Annotated in this window: 17 protein-coding genes and 2 pseudogenes; 5 read left to right on the forward strand and 14 right to left on the reverse strand. The window is 65.2% G+C overall.

Annotated elements, in window-relative coordinates; translation table 11 throughout:
- Window positions 1–5: 5 nt before the first annotated feature.
- The 5 genes from NJ69_RS00090 to NJ69_RS00110 form a co-directional block, all read right to left on the reverse strand.
- Window positions 6–437, reverse strand: a complete 432-nt coding sequence (locus tag NJ69_RS00090) for a hypothetical protein (RefSeq protein ID WP_039575053.1) — start codon at window positions 435–437, stop codon at window positions 6–8.
- Entirely contained in the window at window positions 437–1,759 is a 1,323-nt protein-coding gene (locus NJ69_RS00095; protein WP_080754695.1) for a phosphatase PAP2/dual specificity phosphatase family protein, read from the reverse strand. The genes NJ69_RS00090 and NJ69_RS00095 overlap by 1 nt, the downstream gene beginning before the upstream one ends.
- Window positions 1,759–3,507: a bifunctional alpha/beta hydrolase/class I SAM-dependent methyltransferase gene (locus tag NJ69_RS00100; RefSeq protein ID WP_039575056.1), complete on the reverse strand. Its 1,749-nt coding sequence runs from the start codon at window positions 3,505–3,507 to the stop codon at window positions 1,759–1,761. Before NJ69_RS00100 ends, NJ69_RS00095 begins: the two co-directional genes overlap by 1 nt.
- A 30-nt stretch (window positions 3,508–3,537) precedes the next feature.
- A complete protein-coding gene (locus tag NJ69_RS00105; protein WP_039575060.1) occupies window positions 3,538–4,143 on the reverse strand; it encodes a CDP-alcohol phosphatidyltransferase family protein in 606 nt (201 codons plus the stop codon).
- Between the two features lie 129 nt (window positions 4,144–4,272).
- Window positions 4,273–4,587: a putative quinol monooxygenase gene (locus tag NJ69_RS00110; protein WP_029613384.1), complete on the reverse strand. Its 315-nt coding sequence runs from the start codon at window positions 4,585–4,587 to the stop codon at window positions 4,273–4,275.
- A gap of 159 nt (window positions 4,588–4,746) precedes the next feature.
- Between NJ69_RS00110 and NJ69_RS00115 the strand changes: the two genes are divergently transcribed.
- From NJ69_RS00115 to ggt, 3 genes are all read left to right on the forward strand, one after another.
- Window positions 4,747–5,337, forward strand: a complete 591-nt coding sequence (locus NJ69_RS00115; protein WP_039575063.1) for an NAD(P)H-dependent oxidoreductase — start codon at window positions 4,747–4,749, stop codon at window positions 5,335–5,337.
- Between the two features lie 109 nt (window positions 5,338–5,446).
- Window positions 5,447–6,343, forward strand: coding sequence for a LysR family transcriptional regulator (locus tag NJ69_RS00120; RefSeq protein ID WP_039575065.1), 897 nt, complete (start codon window positions 5,447–5,449; stop codon window positions 6,341–6,343).
- A gap of 115 nt (window positions 6,344–6,458) precedes the next feature.
- Window positions 6,459–8,126 carry a gamma-glutamyltransferase gene (gene ggt, locus NJ69_RS00125; RefSeq protein ID WP_039575068.1) on the forward strand — a complete coding sequence of 556 codons (1,668 nt, stop codon included), beginning with the start codon at window positions 6,459–6,461 and terminating at the stop codon, window positions 8,124–8,126.
- Window positions 8,127–8,295: 169 nt separating this feature from the next.
- On the opposite strand, the pseudogene NJ69_RS23080 reads toward ggt, so the two are convergent.
- The 3 genes and pseudogenes from NJ69_RS23080 to ypfJ form a co-directional block, all read right to left on the reverse strand.
- Window positions 8,296–9,037, reverse strand: a pseudogene (locus NJ69_RS23080) (methyl-accepting chemotaxis protein); the annotation flags it as partial.
- 39 nt (window positions 9,038–9,076) lie between these two features.
- Window positions 9,077–10,093: pseudogene (locus NJ69_RS23085) on the reverse strand (methyl-accepting chemotaxis protein); the annotation flags it as partial.
- Window positions 10,094–10,276: 183 nt separating this feature from the next.
- Entirely contained in the window at window positions 10,277–11,164 is an 888-nt protein-coding gene (ypfJ, locus tag NJ69_RS00135; RefSeq protein ID WP_029613107.1) for a KPN_02809 family neutral zinc metallopeptidase, read from the reverse strand.
- A gap of 199 nt (window positions 11,165–11,363) precedes the next feature.
- On the opposite strand from ypfJ, the gene pcaH reads away from it, so the two are divergent.
- Together pcaH and pcaG are read left to right on the forward strand one after the other, a co-directional pair.
- On the forward strand, window positions 11,364–12,083 hold the full coding sequence (pcaH, locus tag NJ69_RS00140; protein ID WP_029613106.1) for a protocatechuate 3,4-dioxygenase subunit beta: 720 nt from the start codon (window positions 11,364–11,366) through the stop codon (window positions 12,081–12,083).
- 11 nt (window positions 12,084–12,094) lie between these two features.
- A complete protein-coding gene (gene pcaG, locus NJ69_RS00145) occupies window positions 12,095–12,700 on the forward strand; it encodes a protocatechuate 3,4-dioxygenase subunit alpha (protein WP_029613105.1) in 606 nt (201 codons plus the stop codon).
- Between the two features lie 40 nt (window positions 12,701–12,740).
- On the opposite strand, the gene NJ69_RS00150 is transcribed toward pcaG, so the two are convergent.
- From NJ69_RS00150 to NJ69_RS00175, 6 genes are all read right to left on the reverse strand, one after another.
- A complete protein-coding gene (locus NJ69_RS00150) occupies window positions 12,741–13,133 on the reverse strand; it encodes a cupin domain-containing protein (RefSeq protein ID WP_369811559.1) in 393 nt (130 codons plus the stop codon).
- 145 nt (window positions 13,134–13,278) lie between these two features.
- Window positions 13,279–14,187, reverse strand: a complete 909-nt coding sequence (locus NJ69_RS00155; protein WP_039575079.1) for a LysR family transcriptional regulator — start codon at window positions 14,185–14,187, stop codon at window positions 13,279–13,281.
- Between the two features lie 172 nt (window positions 14,188–14,359).
- On the reverse strand, window positions 14,360–14,797 hold the full coding sequence (locus tag NJ69_RS00160; protein ID WP_039575082.1) for a cupin domain-containing protein: 438 nt from the start codon (window positions 14,795–14,797) through the stop codon (window positions 14,360–14,362).
- Window positions 14,798–15,061: 264 nt separating this feature from the next.
- The gene (trmA, locus tag NJ69_RS00165; RefSeq protein ID WP_039575086.1) at window positions 15,062–16,147 is read right to left on the reverse strand and encodes a tRNA (uridine(54)-C5)-methyltransferase TrmA; all 1,086 of its coding nucleotides are present in this window, start codon (window positions 16,145–16,147) and stop codon (window positions 15,062–15,064) included.
- Entirely contained in the window at window positions 16,144–17,439 is a 1,296-nt protein-coding gene (locus NJ69_RS00170) for an NCS2 family permease (protein ID WP_039575089.1), read from the reverse strand. Before NJ69_RS00170 ends, trmA begins: the two co-directional genes overlap by 4 nt.
- 183 nt (window positions 17,440–17,622) lie before the next feature.
- A complete protein-coding gene (locus NJ69_RS00175) occupies window positions 17,623–18,846 on the reverse strand; it encodes an MFS transporter (RefSeq protein ID WP_039575093.1) in 1,224 nt (407 codons plus the stop codon).
- Window positions 18,847–18,858: the final 12 nt, after the last annotated feature.

Genomic DNA, 18,858 nt, shown 5'->3' on the forward strand with positions numbered 1-18,858 from the left:
GCGGTTCATCCTGTGAAAGGCAGCGTCAGCAGGGTCGTCAAGGCCAGCAGCAGTTGCAGTGCCAGGCACAGCGCCTGGCGCCGCAGCAGCGCCAGGGCGCCTTGGCTGCGGGCTGGCCAGTGGCGCCGGTCGTCGGCACTGGCCTTGAGTTTGAGGTCGAACAGCGCCCGGTCCAGCGCGCCGGTGTCTTCGTCGAGCTGGGGGCTGCTGGCCAGGCGAGTGAACAGCTCGGCGTCCAGGGCCACGCGCAGCGCCCAGTATTTGTGGGCAAGGCCGAGGATCAGCAGCAGTGCGCACAGGGCACTGGCCAGCGCAGGCAGGTGCAGGCCGAGCAGGGGCGTGAGGCCGTAGCCGATGGCCAACAACGTGAGGCCATCGGACAGGCGCTCCAGTTGTCGGCCGCGGCCAAGCAGGGCGGCAACCAGGTGCAGGTCCATCAACGCACCTCCTTGTGCCGCAGGGATTGACGATGGCCTGGGTGCAGCACCACGCCGGGGCGCGCCTTACGGATCAGGGCTTGGGCCGCCTCGATATCGGCGCAGCGGCCGGTGTGGATCAGCCAGGCAGCCACGGCACTGGCGCTGCGTGAGTAGCCCAAGGCGCAGCAGACCAGGACGCTGCCGTGCTGGCGCAGGTGTTCGATGGCCTCGGCGGCTTGATCCAGCAGCGCGGGGCTGGGGGCAATGAGGTCAAGGATGGGCAGGTTGAGGTAGGCCGGCTGTTCCTGCTGCATTGCGGGTAAATCGCAGCGGTAGGGCAACTCGGCGCTCAGGTCCAGCACGCCGGCAAATGAAGTCGCCTGGCCCCGACCAGGTATCCGCCCCAGGTAGACTCCGTCACACACTTCATCGGCGAGAGGATGTCGCCAGGTCCACAGGCGCGAGTTGATCCAGGCGCCGATCAGGTACGGTGCCAGCAGCCAGGTTGCCGCTGTCGACAGGCGTCCGTTGGCACCCTTCTGGAAGCCACCAGCACCGAACAGCACGTAGTTCAGCGCCACCATCAGCAACGCCAGCGCCGGCCACAGCAGGCCTAGCCACAGCCCGCCCAGCGACACGCCCAGCCAGGCACACAGCCCGGCGCCGAGGCCGTAGCGCAGGCCCAGTCGCCAGCGTTTCGGCTCGCGCGCAAGCCTCGCCGCGTGCAGGGGCAGCGGCCCTCGATGGGGCCACCACCAGACGCACAACAGGCCGACCAGCGCGCCGCTGGGCAGGTCGATGAAATGATGCTGCCAGGTGGTCAGCACCGACACTCCGATCAGCGCCATCCAGCCGTGCACCAGCCCACGCAGTAGTGGGCGCCGGGTGTGGCGGGCGAACATCGTCCAGATGATCACCAGCAGCGCGATATGCAGCGACGGCGCCTGGTTGAACGGTTTGTCGAAGCCCATCAGCACGTCGAACAGCCAGCCGAACAGGCCGGCCAGCTCCGGTCGCTCGAAGGTGAAGCGCAGCGGCCACAGCAGGAAACAACTGACGCTGAGCAGTTGCGCCGTCAGCAGCGCCAGGGCATGCCGATCCATTTCCCGGCGATTGCGCGGCAGCAGGAAGGACAGCCCGTACAGCAGGTCGATCGACCAATAGGGAATGATGGTCCAGGGCCACAGCGGCATATGCCGTTCCCAGTCGAACACCAGGCTGCCGACGTCGTCGCGCGTGGCCGTGTAGCTGTTGGCCAGGCCATAGCTGAGGAAGAACAGCGGCCCCAGCAGCAACAGCCACAGCACCCCGCGCCGGATCAAACCGGCCTCGCGGGCCATCAACGTACCCGCTGGGCCAGGCTGACGCTGAAGATGCCCCAGGGGTCGATGCGCTGGGTGATCTTGCGAAAGCCTGCCGCCTCCACCAGTTGGTCCATCTCCGCCTGGCTACGCCGGCGCATCACCCAGGCGTCGCCACCCCGGTGGCTGGTCAGGGCGCGGGCGATCATCTCCAGTTGCGGGTGCCAGGGTTGGCCGGTGTAGACCAGGTAACCGCCGTCTTCCACGGCGTCGGCCAGACCGGCCAGGGAGTTGCCCACCCACTGATTGCTGGCGAACAGTTCGTAGAGGCCCGAGACCACGGCCAGCGTTGGGCGCGGGTCGAGGCTGGCCAGGCTCTGGCGGTCGAAGGCGTCGCCTTGGACGAAGCGCGCAATCTCGCCGAGGCCTTTTTCCTGGATCAGGGCAGTGCCCTGTTGCACGTTCAGCTCGCTGTAGTCGCGCAGCAGGATCGAGTCCGGCCGGTGTGTCTGCAAGGCGTCGAGGATGTAGCGGCCGTGACCGGCGGCGATATCGACGATGTGCACCGCGCGGCCTTGTTCGCTCAGCCGCTCGATGGCCAGGCGCAGCAGTTCCTCGACGTGCAGCTTGCGCTGGCGGATGCCGCGCCAGCCGATGGCGTCGAGGTAGTTGCGGTCGATCAGGCGACCCAGCCGACCCTTGCCGCTGGCCTGGTCGCGGTACACGTAGTCCAGCGTGCTGCCCGAGTCGAAGCCGGTGTCGAAACCCAACTTGACGCCATCGGACAAGCCTTTGACCAGGCGCAGCCCAGCGCGGTAGCTGCGCCAGTACAGCGCGCGCGGCGAGTGGCGTGGCAGTGGGGCAGCCAGTGCCTCGGCTTCGGCGCAACTGGCGCCGGTCTTGTCGGCGTCGAGCAGCGAGGGCGGCGCCAGCGGCGCGTCGAAGCAATGGGCGATGAAGCGCTCGATGCGCGCCAGGGCGTGGGCGCGATCACGCTCGCCGAGGGTGTCATGGAAGAAACCGGGCAACACGTGCAGCTCCTTGCGCGCGCTGCCGAGGCGCTCGAAGAAGCGCTCCTGCGGCGCGCGCTCGACCACGAAGTCCGCACCGGACACCAACAGTTGAGTCGGCACCTGGATCGCCTGGGCATCGGCCACCACACGTTCGGCGGCTTCGTAGAGGCCCAGCAGCACGGTCACCGAAATCGGTCGGCTGATCAGTGGGTCGGCGGCATAGGAGGCGACCCGGTCGGGATCGTGGGTCAGCAGTTGCGGTTTGACGTAGCTGTTGACGAAGAAATTGCCACGCACGGCCTTGAGCAGCTTCAGGCCGGGGCGAGCGAAGGGCACGTAGAGTTTGACCTTGAACGCCGGCGAGGCGAGCACCAGGCAGCGCACCTTGGGGGCGTAGTCGTGGGCCCAGGTGGCGACCAGCACCGCGCCGACGCTTTGCGCCAGTACCACCATGTCGGCCTCGGCGATGCCATGCCGGGACTGGATATGCTCGATGAAAGTCTGCACGTCGCGCACGCTGGTGGCGAAGCTCGGGCTGTCGCCTCGCGCGCCGGGTGACAGACCATGGCCGCGGGCGTCCCAGGCGAAGAGGTCGTAGCCCGGCAGGTTCAGTTCGTCGGCCAGGTGCGCCAGGCGCGCACCGTGCTCGTGGCCGCGGTGGAACATCACCAGCGCCCGGCGTGGCTGGTACGCGTTGCGGGTGGCCGGCCAGTGCCGGTAGTGCAGTTCGACGCCATCGTGGGTCGGGAAGTGCAGCGATTGCGCTTGGCGCATGGCGAAAGTCCTTGTCCTGCGGCAGTGGAATCAGCGGGTTTCGGCCAGCCCGTGGCGCACCCGGTTGTAGAGGGTATAGAGCGACAGCGCGAGGATGACCAGCAGCAGGCCGTTGATCCAGCTCGCCGGCAGCAGGCCGAAGGCGACGCCGGTGCCCAGCACGCCGAACGCGAAGGCGCGGTCGCTCTTGCCCATCGGCCCGTCGTAGCGCCGCGAAGCCCCGACCAGAGGACCCATCACGCCGGCGTATTCACTGACGATGGCCAGGATCACCACCAGCACCACGAGCACCGGCCAGACGCCGGTCAGCAGCGCGAAGGGCAGGTACAGCGCGGCGTCGGCGATCACGTCGCAGAGTTCGTTGAGGTAGCCGCCGAGGGTCGACTGCTGGCCGAATTCCCGGGCCAGCATGCCGTCTACGGCATTGAGCGCCATGCGCAGCAGCATCCACACCGGCAGCAGAATGAACAACCCGGTGACGTCGGGCTGGGCGGCCAGCAACAGCCCGAGCAGCACCGACACCAGTGCCGCGAAGACGGTCACTTGGTTGGCGGTCACCCCGCGATCATGCAGACGCTGCACCGTAGGGCGCAGCAGGGCCTGGAAGCGAGGTTTGAGCTGGTAGATGGATGGCACGGGGGACTCCCTATCCGGGTGCAGGTAGGAGCCGATTGTGGGGAAAGAGTTCGCGGGGCGGCAAGCGCTATGTGCCGGTCCTGTGAACCAGGCAGTGTCTGGAATCTGTATTCCCGAGCCTGGCGCTGATCAGCGCCGCGCTAAGTCAGGGCTGAGCACGTCGACGTGCTGGATATCGAAGTCGCGCTCCAGGAAATCCATGCGTCGTTCGAAGAAGCTCGTCATGTGCGCCAACGCGCAGTGGGCGTCGAACGCGGCCTGGTCGGCCCACACTTCGTAGAACACGAAGAGGCTGGGATCTTCCTTGTCTCGCAGCATGTGGTATTCGATGCAGCCCGGTTCCTGGCGACTGGGCTCGACATAGGCGCGGAACAACGCCTCGAAGGCCGCTGCCTGTTCCGGGCGGGTCTTGGCTTTGAGAATGAAGGCGACCGGTTCGTTCATGGGTGGGATCCTCAGGAAAGATGAAGTGCGATTTTAGGGCAGTAATCGATGCGGGATTCGTGACTTTCAGGCAAAAGCCTTTTGCCGCTGACCGACTTTTTACGGCTTGCGTGACGGCCTAACCTGCCGCCTTCCCAAACGTTGCGACGAGATCCTCCCATGAAAAATATCCTCTTGCTCAATGGCGGCAAGCACTTCGCCCATTCCGACGGTCGCCTGAACACCACCTTGCACGAAGCCGCCATGGCCTACCTGGACCACGCGGGCTTCGACGTGCAGCAGACCTTCATCGACGGCGGCTACGATATCGAGGCAGAGGTGCGCAAATTCCTCTGGGCCGACGTGGTGATCTACCAGATGCCGGGTTGGTGGATGGGCGCGCCCTGGACGGTGAAGCAATACATCGATGAGGTGTTCACCGCAGGCCATGGTCGTCTGTACGCCAACGATGGCCGTACCCGCTCCGACGCTTCGCAGAAGTACGGCAGCGGCGGATTGCTCATGGGCAAGCGCTACATGATCTCGGCCACCTGGAACGCGCCGCAGCAGGCCTTCGACGACCCGACCGATTTCTTCGAAGGCAAAGGTGTGGACGCGGTGTATTTCGCGTTCCATAAGGCCAACCAGTTCCTCGGCATGACGGGCCTGCCCAGCTTCGTGGCCACCGACGTGATGAAACGTCCGGATGTGCCAGCGGCGGTGGCGGCATACGAGGCGCACTTGGGCGCGCTGTTCGACAAGGCCGAGTGATGGCTGCGCTGTTTTCGTCCGCTGCCGGGCAGCGATGGCCTGGGCGCGTGCTTGCACGGTGAGCGATCAACCGCTATCAATCACTCCTTCCTCCCGCCAAGGCGCACGCGTGAAAACTCGATCCGAAGAACTTCAGGCATTCGTGGCCGTCATCGATTGCGGATCGATCTCCGCTGCTGCCGAGCAGATGGGCCAGACGCCCTCGGCCATGAGTCGGACCTTGTCGCGTCTGGAGGCCAAGCTGGGCACCACCTTGGTCAACCGCACCACCCGGCGCATGGACCTCACCGAGGAAGGCCGCTTCTTCCTCGAACGCGCGCGGCAGATTCTCGCGCAGATGGACGATCTGGAGGAGCGCCTGTCGATCAACCGTCAGACACCGACCGGCCGCCTGCGCATCAATGCCGCTGCACCGTTCATGCTCCACGCGATCTTGCCGTGGATCGGCGAGTTCCGCCGCCAGTACCCCGGCATCGAGCTCGAACTCAACAGCGACGACCTGATCATCGACCTGCTCGAGCACAGCACCGATGTCGCCATCCGCATCGGCGAGCTGGCCGACTCCAGCCTGCACGCCCGTTCGCTGGGGTGCAGCCCGCTGCTGATCCTGGCCAGCCCGCAGTACCTGGAGCGCCATGGCACGCCACGCGCGGTCGAGGACCTGAGCCAGCATGGGCTGCTCGGATTCAGCGCGCCGGAAAGTCTCAACCACTGGCCCCTGCGTCACGCCCAGGGCGACCGCTGGGCGATCCGTCCGGCGCTGCTGGCCTCCAGCGGCGAAACCCTGCGTCAGTTGGCGTTGGCGGGTGAGGGGATCGTCTGCCTGTCGCACTTCATGACCCATGACGACATCCGCACGGGCCGTCTGCAGGTGCTGCTGGCCGAGGCCAACAGTGGCTATCGCCAGCCGATTCATGCGGTCTACTACCGCAACACGCAACTGGCGCTGCGTATCCAATGCTTCCTGGATTTCATCCAGGCCAAGCTGTCGACGTACGCCTGCTGAGTTGTCTGATCGCGACACGGTTGCCCAAAGACGTCCACCTCAGTGCCTGCCGTTTGCTTGAACGCGATGCCTGCGCCTTAAATGGAGGTTCGACAAGAACGACTAAGGAAGCGTCATGCGTATCGTCATGTTCCAGTCCCTGGCCCTCGGGGCCGCGATCCTGAGCTGTTCCTCGGCCTATGCCGTGACCCTCGAAGGCGGCGCGGTCGCCGCACCCGATCAGTACGGCGCCCAGGTCGCGGCCGATATTCTCAAGAAGGGCGGCAATGCGGTGGACGCTGCCGTCGCCACCGCGTTCACCCTGGCGGTCACCTACCCGGAAGCCGGGAACATCGGTGGCGGCGGTTTCATGACCCTGTTCGTCGACGGCAAGCCGTATTTCCTCGACTACCGCGAAGTGGCGCCGAAGGCCGCGACCAAGACCATGTACCTGAACGACAAAGGCGAGGTGATCGAAAACCTTAGTCTGGTCGGTGCTCGCGCCGCTGGTGTGCCAGGCACGGTCATGGGCCTGTGGGAGGCGCACCAGAAGTTTGGCAAGCTGCCGTGGAGCGAGCTGCTCACGCCGGCCATCGGCTATGCGCAGAATGGATTCAAGATCGCCCAGAAGCAGTACCAGTACCGCGATGACGCCCAAGGCCTGTTCAAGACCGCGACCAACTTCAACGACTACTTCGGCAGCATGAAAGTGGGCGAGCTGTTCAAGCAGCCGGAACTGGCCCAGACCCTCGAGCGCATCGCCGACAAGGGCGTGAGCGAGTTCTATCAGGGCAAGACCGCCGACCTGCTGGTGGCGCAGATGCAGGCCGACAAGGGCCTGATCACCAAGGACGATCTGAAGGACTACAAGGCGCTGTGGCGCGATCCGATCGCCATCGAGTGGCGCGGCAACGTGGTCTACACGGCGCCGCCACCGAGCTCCGGTGGTGTCGCGCTAGGCCAACTGCTGGGCATCAAGGAGGACCGTACGGCGGACTTCAAAGGTGTGGCGCACAACTCGGCGAAGTACATTCACCTGCTGTCCGAGATCGAGAAGCGGGTATTCGCCGACCGCGCCGATTACCTGGGCGATCCGGCCTTCACCCAGGTGCCGGTCAAGCAACTGATGGCCAAGGACTACCTGGCCAAGCGCGCCGCGCAGGTCAATCCGACGGCCATCTCCGCCACCGACCAGGTCAAGCCGGGCCTCGAGCCGCACCAGACCACGCACTTCTCCATCGTCGACCGCCAGGGCAATGCGGTGAGCAACACCTATACCCTCAACCTCGACTATGGCAGTGGCGTGGTGGTCAAGGGCGCGGGCTTCCTGCTCAACGACGAAATGGACGACTTCAGCGCCAAGCCTGGGGCGGCCAATGTGTTCGGCGTGGTCGGCGGTGACGCCAACGCCATCGCACCGGGCAAGCGCATGCTTTCATCGATGAGCCCGAGCCTGATCACGCGTGACGGCAAGGTCACCGTGGTGCTGGGGACGCCGGGTGGTTCACGGATCTTCACCTCGATCTTCCAGGTGATGAACAACCTGTACGACTACGGCATGCCATTGGAAAAAGCCGTCGCCGCGCAGCGTGTGCACCACCAGTTGCTGCCCAAGGACACGATCTACTTCGACAGCTATGCACCGCTCACCGGCCCGGTGGCCGACGAACTGAAGAAGATGGGCTATGTCCTGGAGGACCAGGGCTGGGAGATGGGCGACGTGCAGGCGATCCGCGTGACCGGGCAGACGTTGGAGACTGCGTCCGACCCGCGTGGGCGTGGGGTGGGCATGGTCGTCAAGTGATCGGCTGAGCGCCGCCCCTCAAGGGGCGGCGTCAGTCCTGTACAGCCTCAGACGCGGAAATGGCTGACCAGCGTCTGCAACTGCCCGCCCAAGCGCGCCAGTTCCACGGTGGACGCCGCGGTCTCGTCGCTGGCGGCGGCGGTTTGTTCCGACACGTCGCGCACGTTGAGGATGCTCCGGCTGATCTCCTCAGCCACTGCACTTTGCTGTTCGGCCGCTGCGGCGATCTGCTGGTTCATCGACTGGATGCCCGACACCGTGCTGGTGATGCTCGCCAGTGAATCGCCGGCTTTGCGCGCCAGGTCCACGCTGCTGTCGGTCAAGGTCTGGCTGCCGAGCATGGCGTTGGCCACCTGCTGGGTGCCGTTCTGCAAGCTGGCGATCAGTTCTTCGATTTCCTCGGTGGACTTCTGCGTGCGCTGGGCCAGGCCGCGTACCTCATCGGCGACTACCGCGAAACCGCGTCCGGCTTCGCCGGCTCGGGCCGCTTCGATGGCGGCATTGAGGGCCAGCAGGTTGGTCTGCTCGGCCACCGACTTGATCACGTCCATGACGCTGCCGATCTTCTGGCTTTCCTGTTGCAGCAGGTTCATCGCGTCAGTGGAGCGGTGCACTTCGCTGGCCAGGCGTTCGATCTGGCTGATCGCTTCGCCCACCACCTTGTCGCCAGCACGGGCCTGGTCATCGGCCTGGGTCGCGGCATGCGAGGCCTGCTCGGCGTTGCGCGCCACCTCCTGCACCGTGGCCGCCATTTCGTGCATGGCAGTGGCCACCTGGTCGGTTTCGACCTTCTGGCTGTTGGCGCCGGCGCTGGTCTGTTCGGTCACGGCCGACAGTTCTTCGGCCGCGCTGGCGATCTGGGTCACGCCATCGCGAATGCCGCCGATCAGCTCGCGCAAGGTCGTGCCCATGCGCGCGATGCCTTGTTGCAGTACGCCGAGCTCGTCGCGGCGGGTGACCTGCAGGTTCTGCGTCAAGTCGCCGCCGGCAATACGCTCCACCACCTCGAGGGTTTCGCGCAGAGGACGGGTGATCTGACGGGTGATGATCACGGCAGCCAGCACGCCGAACAGCAGGGCCAGCAAGGTGGCGCCGATCTGCAGGGTACGGGCATCGCCGCTTTCGATGTCGCGGCGCTCGAGCTGGATCTTGTACAGCTCATCGCTGACCTTGACGATGTCGGCGCCCTGCACGGTCATTTCCTGGCGGGCCACGGCGATCTGCGCGGTGGCATCGCGCAGTTGGCGAACGGCTTCGCCATAACCGCGCACGGCGGTCTCGAACGGCTGGATGCCAGCGGTATCGCCTGTCAGTTGGCGCTTGAGGCCGTCGATTTCGCCGAGGGTCTGCTCGAGTTGAGTCAGCATCGCTTGCTCGGTCGCTGCGCTGGAGGCCGCGATGTAATCGCGCATGGTCAGTCGCAACTGCGTGAGTTGCTGACGCGCCTTGCTGATCGCCAGGTACTGCTGCAAACGGCTGGCGTCGCTTTCGTCGCGATTGAGCACGGTCTGGCTCAGGGCCTCGATCGCCTGCACGGCACTGGCCGCGTTCTGGTCGAGAGTCTGCCGGGCCGCGACGGTGACCTTGTAGCCAGCGCGCATCTTGTCGAGCGAGACGCGATAGTCGGCGATGGTCTTGCCCAGCTCGCGCAGCAGCTTGACGTTTTCAGGGCTCTTGAAGGTATTTTCCAGGCGCTGCTGCTGGGCGGTGAAGGTGTCGAGCTTGGCCAGGGTGGTGGCGGCAGCGGCGTCGTCGCCATTGGCGATCATGTACTGCAGGCGCGCCACGCGCAGGTTGGTGAGGTCGATGTTGAGCCGGGTGATGTCGCTCATCCAGTTGCTGCGGTTGATCATGCTGCCCAGGCTGCTCCAACTGGCCAGGGCCAGCAGGCCGGTCAACAACAGGACCAGGCCGAAGCCCAGTCCGAGTTTGAGATTCACGCTCTTATCGGCAAACCATCTGTTCATGCACGCTCTCCAGAAAATGTGTGTTGCAAGAATTCACGTCGCTGGGCGTTGTTGTTTTAGAGGGCCAGCTTTGGATCCAGGGGTTATCGGCAGCAAGCGCTGTCGCTGAAACGTTTTTCAGCGGAAAAATGCCCCATTGGTCGTATTGCGATCTGGAGAAGCGAAGAAACGCCCCGAAGGGCGTTACAGATTACGGGTATTGAAGGTGTCGCAGCGGTTCAGGTCGCCGCTGCCGAAGCCGGTCTTGAACCAGCGCACGCGTTGCGCCGAGGTGCCGTGGGTGAAGGAGTCCGGGACCACGCGGCCTTGGCCCTGCTGCTGCAGGCGGTCGTCGCCGATGGCATTGGCGGCGTTCAGGGCTTCTTCCACGTCACCGGGTTCCAGCCAGTTCAGGCGCTTCTGAGCCTGATAGGCCCAGACACCGGCCAGGCAGTCGGCCTGCAGCTCCTGGCGTACCAGCAGACCGTTGTCGCCCTCCATGCGTTGGCCGCTGCGACGGGCGGCATCGACCTTGGCCGAGACGCCGAGCAAGGTCTGCACATGGTGGCCGATCTCGTGGGCGATCACGTAGGCCTGGGCGAAGTCGCCAGCGGCGGCGAAGCGGGTCTCCATTTCGCGGAAGAACGACATGTCCAGGTACACGCGCTGGTCGGCTGGGCAGTAGAACGGTCCGACCGCCGAAGACGCGAAGCCGCACGCCGAATTGACCTGACCGCTGAACAGCACCAGTTTGGGATCGCGGTACTGCTTGCCGGCCTGGGCGAACAGGGCCTTCCAGGTGTCTTCGGTGTCACCGAGGATCGAGGCGACGAACTGCGCCTGTTCGTCATTGGCCGGCGGCGCTTTGCTGGCCGTGGTGCCTGGTGCAGCCTGCTGTTGCTGCTGCATCTGGCCGGAGAGCTGGCCGAGCAACTGCAACGGGTCCTGGCCGGTCAGCCAGCCTATGCCGACGATCAACAGCACCGCGCCAAGGCCCAGGCCTTTACCGCCCCCGAAGCGCATACCGCCGCCCCCGCCTGAGCCGCGTGCGTCGACCACGTTGTCGCTGCGTCGGCCTTTTCGCCAGTCCATAGAGTGTCTCCGCTGTAAGGGGCAGTGCATGCAGGATAGTCCTGCGCTTGAGAGCCGGTCAGCTACCGGAAAGTTGCATAACCGTATGGTTATGTCTGCCCAGCAAGTTTTCAATAGGCCGGGCGCGCCGCCTACCGGACACTGTGCGTCCGCCTGCCACGCACAGGCGGCCCGCACAATTCCAAGAGAGGACACCGGCATGCCTGCCCAGGATAACCGCCGCTTCGCGATCCGTGATCGCAACTGGCACCCCAAGGCCTTGACCCCAGACTACAAGACCTCCATTGCCCGCTCGCCACGCCAGGCGCTGGTGAGCATTCCCCAGTCGATCAGCGAAACCACAGGCCCGGACTTTTCCCACCTGCGGTTCGGCGAGCATGACCATGACCTGCTGTTGAACTTCAACAACGGCGGCTTGCCCATCGGCGAGCGGATCATCGTTGCCGGCCGTGTAGTCGACCAGTACGGCAAGCCGGTGGCCAACACCCTGGTGGAAATGTGGCAGGCCAACGCCGGTGGCCGCTACCGACACAAGAATGACCGCTACCTGGCGCCGCTGGATCCGAACTTCGGCGGCGTCGGTCGGTGCCTGACCGACCGCGATGGCTACTACAGCTTCCGCACCATCAAGCCGGGTCCGTACCCTTGGCGTAACGGGCCGAACGACTGGCGTCCGGCGCACATTCACTTTTCCATCAGTGGCCCGGCGATCGCCACCAAGCTGATCACCCAGTTGTACTTCGAAGGCGACCCGTTGATCCCGATGTGCCCGATCGTCAAGTCGATCGCCAATCCACAAGCGGTGCAGAGCCTGATCGCGCGCCTGGACATGAGCCAGGCCAATCCGATGGATTGCCTGGCCTACCGCTTCGACATCGTGCTGCGTGGCCAGCGCCAGACCCACTTCGAGAACCGCTGAGGAGCGCCGTCATGCCTATCGAACTGCTGCCGGAAACCCCTTCGCAGACCGCCGGCCCCTATGTGCACATCGGCCTGGCCCTGGAAGCGGCGGGCAACCCCACCCGTGATCAGGAAATCTGGAGCCGACTCGCCCGCCCCGAGGCGCCTGGCGAGCATATTCTGCTGCTCGGCCACGTCTACGACGGCAATGGTCACCTGGTGCGCGACTCCTTCCTCGAGGTGTGGCAGGCCGATGCCAACGGCCAATATCAGGATCAGTTCAACCTGGAAAATGCCTTCAACAGTTTCGGTCGTACCGCCACCACCTTCGATGCGGGCGAGTGGACGCTGCACACGGTGAAGCCGGGGGTTGTGAACAACGCTGCCGGGGTGCCCATGGCGCCGCACATCAACATCAGCCTGTTCGCCCGGGGCATCAACATCCACTTGCACACGCGGCTGTACTTCGATGACGAAGCCGAGGCCAACGCGCAGTGCCCGGTGCTCAACCTGATCGAGCAGCCGCAGCGCCGGGAAACCCTGATCGCCAAGCGCTGCGAAGTGGACGGCAAGACAGCCTACCGGTTCGACATGCGTATTCAGGGGGAAGGGGAGACGGTGTTCTTCGACTTCTGACGGGATGGGGCAGCAGCCTAATGCCGCCCCGACGGCTCGATCAGCCTTTGACCGGCTTCAGGTCGAAGGCATCGGCCTGGTACTGGAACAGCAGGCAGTCAGCCTCGGCGGTGCAGCCACTTTCGTGAACCAGGTCGGCCGGCAGTTTGTAGTAAGCACCTGCCGGGTACTCGACGCGCTTGCCGTCGATCACCGCGTAGAAAGTGCCGGCCAGTACCACTGTCGGCAGCACCTGAGTGTGCTGGTGCAGGCCGTTGTCCACACCTTTCTTGAACTTCACGTAGGCCGAATAAGGCCCTTTGCCGAAGAGGTCGCCCTCGACGTTGGCGTAGCTGACGGCGCCTTGGGTGTTCGGTACGTCCTGCCATTTCAGCGCAGCGCTGTTCGGCACCGAAATCAAGGTGTCATCGCCGGCGTGGGCGGTGAGTGCCATAGCGCCCACGGTCAGACCTGCCAAGAGTTTAGTCAGGGTATTCATACAGAGGCTCCTTCGCCCGTTCAGTGAGGAGGCGAAGGTTAGTCAGGGTGTCGATGTCCAGATACGGGCAAAACGTGTCAGCGCCTGTGCAGTTTCTGCACTAATCGCAACCCCAGCGCGTTGTCGCGTAGTACTGCTGCGCGTAATCGATCAGGGCGCGGACCTTCGGCGCCAGATAACGACTGTGCGGATACACCGCATACAGGTTTCGCCCCGGCAGATGCCAGTCGCGCAGTACTGGCACCAGTCGCCCGTCGCGCAACGCGTCGTCGACGATGAAACGGTCGAAGCTGGCGATACCCAGTCCGCCGATGGCTGCCGCACGTAGGGCCATCGGTGAATTGGCGCTCAGGCGCCTGGGCATCAGCACGTCGCGGTGGCTGCCATCGGCAGCGCTGAGCGTCAGGCGCTGGGGTTGCTGCAGGCGGCTGTAACCGAGCAGCGGATGGGTGCTCAAGGCTTCTGGCGTGCTGGGAGAGCCCTGCCGTTCGAGGTAGCCCGGTGCAGCCACCAGCAGTACTGGGCTGGGGGTCAGCAGCCGGGCGACCAGGCTAGAGTCGGGCAGGTGATCGGTGACGCGCAGGCAGACATCGACTTCCTCTTCCAGCAGATCGACGAAGCGATCGGTGCAGTTCAGCTCCACGTGCAGGTGCGGGTACTGCTCGACGAAGTCAGGCAACCAGCGGCCCAGCTCCAGATCGCCGAACGCCGAGCCCACGCTCAGGCGCAAGGTGCCGGTGGGTTGCAGTTGGTGCTCGGACAGCTCCAGCGTCATGGCCTGCACCTGGTCGAGGATCAGTACGCAGTGACGGTAGAACAGCAGGCCTGCTTCGGTCGGATGCAGCCGGCGCGTGGTGCGCGTGAGCAGTTGCGTGCCGAGGGCGCGTTCCAGGTTCTTTACCTGGCGCGACAGCACGGTGTGGGAGACGCCGGCCTGGCTGGCGGCGGCGCTGAAACTGCCGAGGTCGACGACCCGGCGGAAGGTGTGCATGGCGCTCAACTGGTCCATGGGCCAGCGTTTTCCTCGCGGTAGTGACCGGGTAACGGTGAGAACCAGGCCGGCGCGGTTGTCGCGCCGGCTGGGGTGAGCGCTCATCCTGCATCCGAGCGACGCTTCGTGCCATAGGCAGACGGCTACGCGCGCGCCCGGTATTGGCGCCGGTCTTGCTTCGCGCCTCGCTTCAGGGCTTGGCGCCAATCAGGTCGAACGCGTCGCTCTGGTACTGGAACAGCAGGCAGTCGGCGGCCGCTGTGCAGCCGCTTTCGTGGACCAGGCGCGCGGGCAGCCGATAGAACGCCCCGGCCGGATACTCGGTTCGCTTACCGTCGATCACGGCGTAGAACGTCCCGCTGAGGACCACCGTGGGCAGGGTCTGACTGTGCAGGTGAAGACCGTTGTCGGTGCCTTTGCGAAAGCGGACATAGGCCAGGTAATCGCCGCGGCCGAAAATGTCGCCTTCGACATTGGCATAGGTGACCGCCCCCTGGGTGCCTGGCACCTCTTGCCAGGTGAGCTTGGCGCTGTCGGGGACCGATATCAGTGGCGGGCCGGGCTCGCGGGCGCAGCCGGCCAGTGTGGCGACGATGGCGATTGCCAGGGGGAAGGTGAACGTGCGCATGATGTGCTTCCTCGACCGATGGAATGGACATGCAGCCAGCAACCGCAGACATCGGACGAACCACAGGTGCACCTCACGTCAGCGCGTTGAAGCGCGCGGCATGAGGTGCTGACAGCCCCTCGCCCCAAGGGTAGGCGTGCAGGCAATACGGTAGAGGAGACGGCGCACGCGCGCTGCTGGCAAAAATGTCAGGTGCCAGGTGTCCAGCCCAGCGCCAGCACCGCCAGGAAGGGACGAGCCCCTCGTAGCCGTGCTGGCGGAGTGTCAGCGCCGGACCAGCAGCACCCCGCTTTCCATGTGATGGGTGTAGGGGAACTGGTCGAACAGCGCGCAACGTTCGATACGGTGAGTGTCCTGCAACTGGGCGATGTTCTGCGCCAGGGTCTCGGGGTTGCAGGAAATGTACAGGATACGCTCGAAGCGTCGGGTCAGCTCGCAGGTGTCCGGGTCCATACCGGCGCGCGGCGGATCGACGAAGACGGTGCCGAAGGCATAGCTTTTCAGGTCGATGCCTTCCAGACGCCGGAACGGGCGGACTTCGTTCAGGGCCTGGGTCAGTTCCTCGGCCGACAGGCGCACCAGGCGCACGTTGTCTATGCCGTTCTCGTCGAGGTTGTGCAGGGCGGCATTGACCGAGGTCTTGCTGATTTCGGTGGCCAGCACCTGGCGTGCGCGGGTGGCCAGCGGCAGGGTGAAGTTGCCGTTGCCGCAGTACAGTTCCAGCAGGTCGTCGTCGCGTCGGCCCATGGCTTCGCAGGCCCAGGCCAGCATCTTCTGGTTCACCGCGCCGTTGGGCTGGGTGAAGGCGCCTTCGGGTTGGCGATAACTGAAGGTTCGCCCGCCGATGTCGAGTTGCTCCAGCGCATAGTCGCGGCCGATCACCACGCGCTTGCCCTTGGAGCGGCCGATCACGCTGACTTCAAGGTCGGCGGCCAACTGTTGCGCGGCGGCTTCCCAGGCGGCGTCCAGCGGGCGGTGATAGCACAGCGTGACCATCGCGTCGCCCGCCAGGGTGGTGAGGAACTCCACTTGGAACAGGCGGTTGCTCAGGTCTTCGTTGCCCTGCCAGGCAGCTTTTAACTGCGGCATCAGCACATTGATGCGCTGGCTGGCGATGGGGAAGTCGTCGATGAGGATCGCCTTGTGCTTCTCGCCCGGCGCGAACATGGCGTAGTGGCGCTGGCCATCCTCGCGCCACAGGCGGAACTCGGCGCGCAGGCGATAGTGCTCGCGCGGCGACTCGAACACCGACGGCGCCGGCGCATCGAACGGTGCCAGCAACTCGTTCAGGCGCTCGACCTTGGCTTGCAGTTGCGTGGCGTATTGCGAAGGGTCGAAGGCAGCACTCATGCGTTGAACCAGCCCAGCTTGATGACGAACAGGATGGACAGGATCACCAACGCCGGGTTCAGGTCGTGGCGACGACCGGAAATCAGCTTGATGGCGGTCCAGGCGATGAAGCCGAAGGCGATGCCGTTGGCGATCGAGTAGGTCAGTGGCATGGCCAGGGCCGTGACCACCACCGGTGCCGCTTCAGTGACGTCGTCCCAGTTGATTTCGGCCAGGCCCGAAGCCATCAGCACGGCAACGAACAGCAATGCCGGTGCGGTGGCGAAGGCCGGCACGCTGCCGGCCAGCGGTGCGAAGAACAGCGCCAGCAGGAACAGCACGGCGACCACGATGGCGGTCAGGCCGGTCCGCCCACCGGCACTGACGCCGGCCGCCGACTCGATGTAGCTGGTGGTGGTCGAGGTGCCCAGCAGGGAACCGGCCATGGCGGCGGTGCTGTCGGCGATCAGTGCCCGGCCCATCTTCGGCATGTGGCCGTCCTTGCCCATCAACCCGGCGCGCTTGGCCACGCCGATGAGGGTGCCGGAGTTGTCGAACAGGTCGACGAACAGGAACGCGAAGATCACGCTGATCAGGCCAACGTCCAGCGCGCCCTTGATGTCCAGTTGCAGGAAGGTCGGTGCGAGTGAGGGCGGCAGCGAGACGATGCCGGCGAACGGGCTGGCGCCGATCAGGATCGACACTACGGTCACGGCGAGAATGCCGATCAGCACCGCCCCGCGGACCTTCAATGCCTCCAGGGCGACGATCAGGAAGAAACCGAGGGTGGCAAGGATGGGGGCGGGATTGCGCAAGTCGCCCAGGCCCACCAAGGTCGCCGGGTTATCGACGACGATGCCAGCGTTGTGCAAGGCGATCAGCGCCAGAAACAGACCGATGCCCGCCGCGATGGCCGACCGCAGTGGCAGCGGGATGCTGTTCACGATCCATTCGCGAATGCGGAAGATCGACAGCAGGAAGAACAGCACCGCCGAGAGGAACACCGCGCCCAGTGCCACCTGCCAGGTGTGGCCCATGTGCAGGACCACCGTGTAGGTGAAGAAAGCGTTCAGGCCCATGCCTGGCGCCAGGGCGATCGGGTAGTTGGCGATCAGGCCCATGGTCACCGAGCCGATGGCGGCGGCCAGGCAGGTGGCGACGAAGATCGCGCCCTTGTCCATGCCGGTCTCGCCCAGGATGCTCGGGTTGACGAACAGGATGTAGGCCATGGCCAGGAAGGTGGTGACGCCCGCAAGGATCTCGGTGCGCACGTTGGTATTGTGTGCCTTGAGTTGAAACAGCCTTTCCAGCATGCCTGCTCCCATGACGCCGCAGCGCCGTGAATGTGTTGGACCTCAACAGCAAAGCACAGACCGTACCGGGTGCCGTGGATTTGTGCGGGGTGCAAAAAAGCCGCGCATCATACCAGCATGGTGGGCGGGGGCCTATGGCTGTCGCGGGTGGCCGCTGCGTGGTGCGAAGCGGCTTGGCCAGGGCTACTCGGGATTGTGCATCCGGTCGCGGTGCGCCAGGGTCGGGAACAGCTTTATCCACACCCCGGTGACCAGCAGCGTGCCCACGCCACCGAGCACCACGGCCGGCACTGTGCCAAACCAGTGCGCAGTGACGCCCGATTCGAATTCTCCGAGCTGATTCGAGGCACCGATGAACAGCCCGTTCACTGCACTGACCCGGCCGCGCATGTCGTCCGGCGTTTCCAACTGCACGAAGGCACTGCGGATGACCATGCTGATCATGTCCGCCGCGCCGAGCACCACCAGCACCGCCAGGGAGAACCAGAACGAGGTCGACAGGCCGAAGGCGATGGTCGCCACGCCGAACACGCCCACGGCGGTGAACATGGTTCGACCGACTTTGCGCTCGACCGGGAAGCGCGCCAGCCACAACGACATCAACAACGCCCCCACCGCCGGCGCCGAGCGCAGCAGGCCCAGGCCCCACGGGCCGGTGAGCAGAATGTCGCGGGCGAACACCGGCAGCAATGCCGTGGCGCCGCCCAGCAACACGGCGAACAGGTCCAGCGAGATGGCGCCGAGGATGTCGGGGCGGCTGCGGATGAAGTGGATGCCGGCCAGCAGGGACTGCACGCTGGCTCGGCCGCGCTGCGGCGTCTGCTGGCGGGCCTGGAGGCTGAGCGTGAGTGCGCAGGCGATGGCGTACAGCGCAACGGTCGGGCCATACACCCAGACGCTGCCCAAGGCGTAGAGCAGCCCGCCGAGCGCCGGGGCGACGATGGTCGCTGCCTGGGTGGCGGAGGCCGAAGCGGCGACGGCACGCGGGAACAGCCCTGCGGGCACCACGTTCGGCAGCAGGGCCTGGGTAGCGGGCATCTCGAAGGCGCGGGTGGCGCCGAGCAGGAACGCCAGCAGGAAGATCAGTTCGCGGCTGACGTTGTCGGTGGCACTGCCCAGCGCCAGGGCGAGGGCGATCAACCCCTGCAGGCTTTGGCACAGCGCCGCCACCTTGCGCCGGTCGTAGCGATCGGCAACATGCCCGGTGTGCAGCATGAACAGCACGCGCGGGGCGAACTCCACCAGGCCGACCAGGCCCAGGTCCAGCACATTGCCGGTGAGCTGATAGAGGTGCCAGCCGATGGCCACGGTGAGCATCTGGAAGCCGCTGGCGGTGAACACCCGGGCGAGCCAGAAGGCGATGAAAGGACGGTGGTGACGCAGCAGCAGCGGTGCGGACTCTGACATCGGAGGTCAACG

The sequence above is a fragment of the Pseudomonas parafulva genome, assembly GCF_000800255.1.
GTDB lineage: Bacteria > Pseudomonadota > Gammaproteobacteria > Pseudomonadales > Pseudomonadaceae > Aquipseudomonas > Aquipseudomonas boreofloridensis.